Below are 3,436 nucleotides of genomic sequence, written 5' to 3'. Positions count from 1 at the left end.
TGGCATAGAAGGCATCGACGAAGGCGGCCAATGTACCCTGTTGAATAGCCTCGCGCAAACCAGCCATCAGGACTTGGTAGTGACGCAAATTGTGGATGGTATTCAACATGCTACCCAGCATTTCCCCACACTTGTCCAGATGGTGCAGATAAGCACGGGAGAAGTTCTGGCAGGTGTAGCAATCACAGGTGGGATCCAGTGGCGAATCATCATGGCGATGGAACGCGTTACGGATCTTCAGCACGCCTGTATCAATGAACAGATGCCCGTTGCGGGCATTACGGGTTGGCATCACGCAATCGAACATGTCCACACCGCGGCGCACACCCTCTACGAGATCTTCCGGTTTGCCAACGCCCATAAGGTAACGAGGTTTTTCAGCCGGCATCAGGCCTGGCAGGTAATCCAGCACTTTGATCATCTCGTGCTTGGGCTCGCCTACCGACAAACCGCCGATTGCCAAACCATCAAAGCCGATTTTATCGAGGCCCTCAAGCGAGCGTTTGCGCAGGCTTTCATGCATACCGCCCTGGACGATACCGAACAGCGCTGCGGTATTCTCGCCATGCGCATTCTTCGAGCGCTGGGCCCAACGCAACGACAGCTCCATGGAAATTCGGGCAACGTCCTCATCGGCCGGGTACGGTGTGCACTCGTCGAAAATCATCACGATGTCAGAGCCCAGGTCGCGCTGGACCTGCATCGACTCTTCGGGGCCCATGAACACCTTGGAGCCGTCTACCGGCGAGGCGAACGTCACGCCCTCTTCCTTGATCTTGCGCATGGCGCCCAGGCTGAACACCTGGAATCCGCCGGAGTCGGTGAGGATCGGACCTTGCCACTTCATGAAGTCATGCAGATCGCCGTGCTTCTTGATCACTTCCGTGCCAGGGCGCAACCACAGATGGAAGGTGTTGCCGAGAATAATCTCTGCACCGGTGGCGACGATGTCACGCGGCAGCATGCCTTTAACGGTACCGTAGGTACCCACGGGCATGAACGCCGGGGTTTCAACGGTGCCGCGCGGGAAGGTAAGGCGACCACGACGAGCCTTGCCATCCGTGGCCAACAATTCAAACGACATACGACTCATAGTTGTTCCTCAGGGCCGCGCGGCGCCGGGTTACGGGTGATAAACATCGCATCACCGTAGCTGAAAAAACGGTACTCGTTATCGATGGCGGCTTGATAAGCGGCCATGGTTTCCGGGTAGCCGGCAAATGCCGAGACCAGCATCAACAGCGTGGATTCAGGCAAATGGAAATTGGTCACCAGGCAATCGACCACGTGGAATGGTCGGCCTGGGAAGATGAAGATATCGGTGTCGCCGCTGAAGGGCTTGAGTACGCCATCACGCGCCGCACTCTCCAGCGAGCGCACGCTGGTGGTTCCCACAGCCACTACGCGCCCGCCACGCGCCTTGCACGCCGCTACAGCGTCAACGACTTCTTGGGTGACTTCCAACCATTCGCTGTGCATATGGTGGTCTTCAATGTTATCCACACGTACCGGCTGAAACGTGCCGGCCCCCACGTGCAGGGTCACATAGGCGGTCTCAACGCCCTTGGCGGCAATCGCATCGAGCAGCGGCTGATCAAAGTGCAGGCCTGCAGTCGGTGCTGCTACAGCACCCAGGCGCTGGGAGTAAACCGTTTGATAGCGCTCGCGGTCCGAGTCTTCGTCGGGACGATCGATATAAGGAGGCAACGGCATGTGGCCGACGCGCTCCAACAGGGGCAACACCTCTTCGGCGAACTTGAGCTCGAACAGCGCGTCATGACGCGCCACCATCTCGGCTTCGCCACCGCCATCGATGAGGATCTTCGATCCTGGTTTCGGCGACTTGCTGGAGCGCACATGGGCCAGTACGCGATGACTGTCCAGCACCCGCTCCACCAGAATTTCCAGCTTGCCGCCGGAAGCCTTCTGGCCAAACAGCCGTGCCGGGATCACCCGGGTATTGTTGAACACCATCAGGTCGCCAGGGCGCAAATGCTCAAGCAAATCAGTGAATTGACGGTGTGCAAGGGCACCGCTCACTCCGTCCAGGGTGAGCAGTCGACTGGCGCGACGCTCGGCCAAAGGGTGGCGAGCAATCAGCGAATCTGGGAGTTCAAAAGTAAAGTCAGCAACGCGCATGATGGAGTTCGTCTAGCAGGGCCGGGAAGTCTAGCGGAAATAGTGAAAATTGACCATGAAAGGTGATTGACCAACGGTAATCTCATCTCTATACTTCGCCGCCATTGAGCCCTGATGGCGGAATTGGTAGACGCGGCGGATTCAAAATCCGTTTTCGAAAGGAGTGGGAGTTCGAGTCTCCCTCGGGGCACCATCTTAAAGAAAGACCTTGAATATCAAGGTCTTTTTTTTCGCCTGCAGAAAAGTGGGCGACACGCCAAATCGTTGCTTTGTGCGCCGCGGCAAGGCGGAAGCGACCTCTCAGAAGGCCTCCTGATAGGCCCGTCTGGCGCAACGTGCGCACGACCATTCATCGCATGCTTACAGGCCTCTAGCACCCACTGGAGAGCTCCTGAGACTAAAGGCGCGAAGGCAGGCTGCGAGGCGCTATATGTTTTATACGCCAAGCGATAGCGGCTCACTGCGCTAGAAAAGCTCTCCTAACCCTATGTCGGCAGGCCTGGAGCAACAAGACTCCTGCTCTGCGCCTAATAGCCAAACCATTCAGCTCGATCTGACTCGGTGCGTTAGGTATGCCGCGGTGTCGGGTGTTGGGGCGGCTTCGCCACCCAGTGCGGGGCAAGCCCGCTCACTACATGAAATGAGCTGCGGTGTTGCGGGGTCTGCTTTTCGATCGCCCAAAACAAAACCCCTGATTGCGTTAGCAATCAGGGGTTCTGGAATTTAATCTTGACGATGACCTACTCTCACATGGGGAAACCCCACACTACCATCGGCGATGCATCGTTTCACTGCTGAGTTCGGGATGGGATCAGGTGGTTCCAATGCTCTATGGTCGTCAAGAAATTCGGGTACTGAGTCGTGACCTGTTGGTCTCGCTTCAGCAAATTGGGTATGTGACAGCTTTCGGTGTTTTGTGAACGTCGAACTTTCGGTTCATTTCGTCTTCACACACCGCAATCTGGTGCCTTTTCAGGTCAGCAAATTGCTTGGGTGTTATATGGTCAAGCCTCACGGGCAATTAGTATTGGTTAGCTCAACGCCTCACAGCGCTTACACACCCAACCTATCAACGTCGTAGTCTTCGACGGCCCTTCAGGGAACTCAAGGTTCCAGTGAGATCTCATCTTGAGGCTAGTTTCCCGCTTAGATGCTTTCAGCGGTTATCTATTCCGAACATAGCTACCCGGCAATGCCACTGGCGTGACAACCGGAACACCAGAGGTTCGTCCACTCCGGTCCTCTCGTACTAGGAGCAGCCCCTCTCAAATCTCAAACGTCCACGGCAGATAGGGAC

2 protein-coding genes, 1 tRNA gene and 2 rRNA genes are annotated in these 3,436 nt (G+C 56.4%); 1 reads left to right on the top strand and 4 read right to left on the bottom strand.

Annotated features, from left to right (window positions below; all coding sequences use genetic code 11):
• Both tgt and queA read right to left on the bottom strand, forming a co-directional pair.
• On the bottom strand, positions 1-1,084 hold a 1,084-nt coding region (gene tgt, locus CFE47_RS31050), incomplete at its 3' end, for a tRNA guanosine(34) transglycosylase Tgt (RefSeq protein WP_286842995.1).
• A gap of 5 nt (positions 1,085-1,089) precedes the next feature.
• Positions 1,090-2,139 carry a tRNA preQ1(34) S-adenosylmethionine ribosyltransferase-isomerase QueA gene (gene queA, locus CFE47_RS31045; RefSeq protein ID WP_185708191.1) on the bottom strand — a complete coding sequence of 350 codons (1,050 nt, stop codon included), beginning with the start codon at positions 2,137-2,139 and terminating at the stop codon, positions 1,090-1,092.
• A gap of 108 nt (positions 2,140-2,247) precedes the next feature.
• On the opposite strand from queA, the gene CFE47_RS31040 reads away from it, so the two are divergent.
• Positions 2,248-2,332: transfer RNA gene (locus CFE47_RS31040), tRNA-Leu, on the top strand.
• A gap of 534 nt (positions 2,333-2,866) precedes the next feature.
• Here CFE47_RS31040 and rrf read toward each other — a convergent pair.
• Positions 2,867-2,982 (bottom strand): 5S ribosomal RNA (gene rrf, locus CFE47_RS31035).
• Positions 2,983-3,139: 157 nt separating this feature from the next.
• A 23S ribosomal RNA gene (locus CFE47_RS31030) occupies positions 3,140-3,436 on the bottom strand; the annotation flags it as partial.

The organism is Pseudomonas sp. PGPPP1 (assembly GCF_002255865.1).
Lineage (GTDB): Bacteria > Pseudomonadota > Gammaproteobacteria > Pseudomonadales > Pseudomonadaceae > Aquipseudomonas > Aquipseudomonas cremoris.
This window is presented reverse-complemented; position numbering and strand designations above follow the sequence as displayed.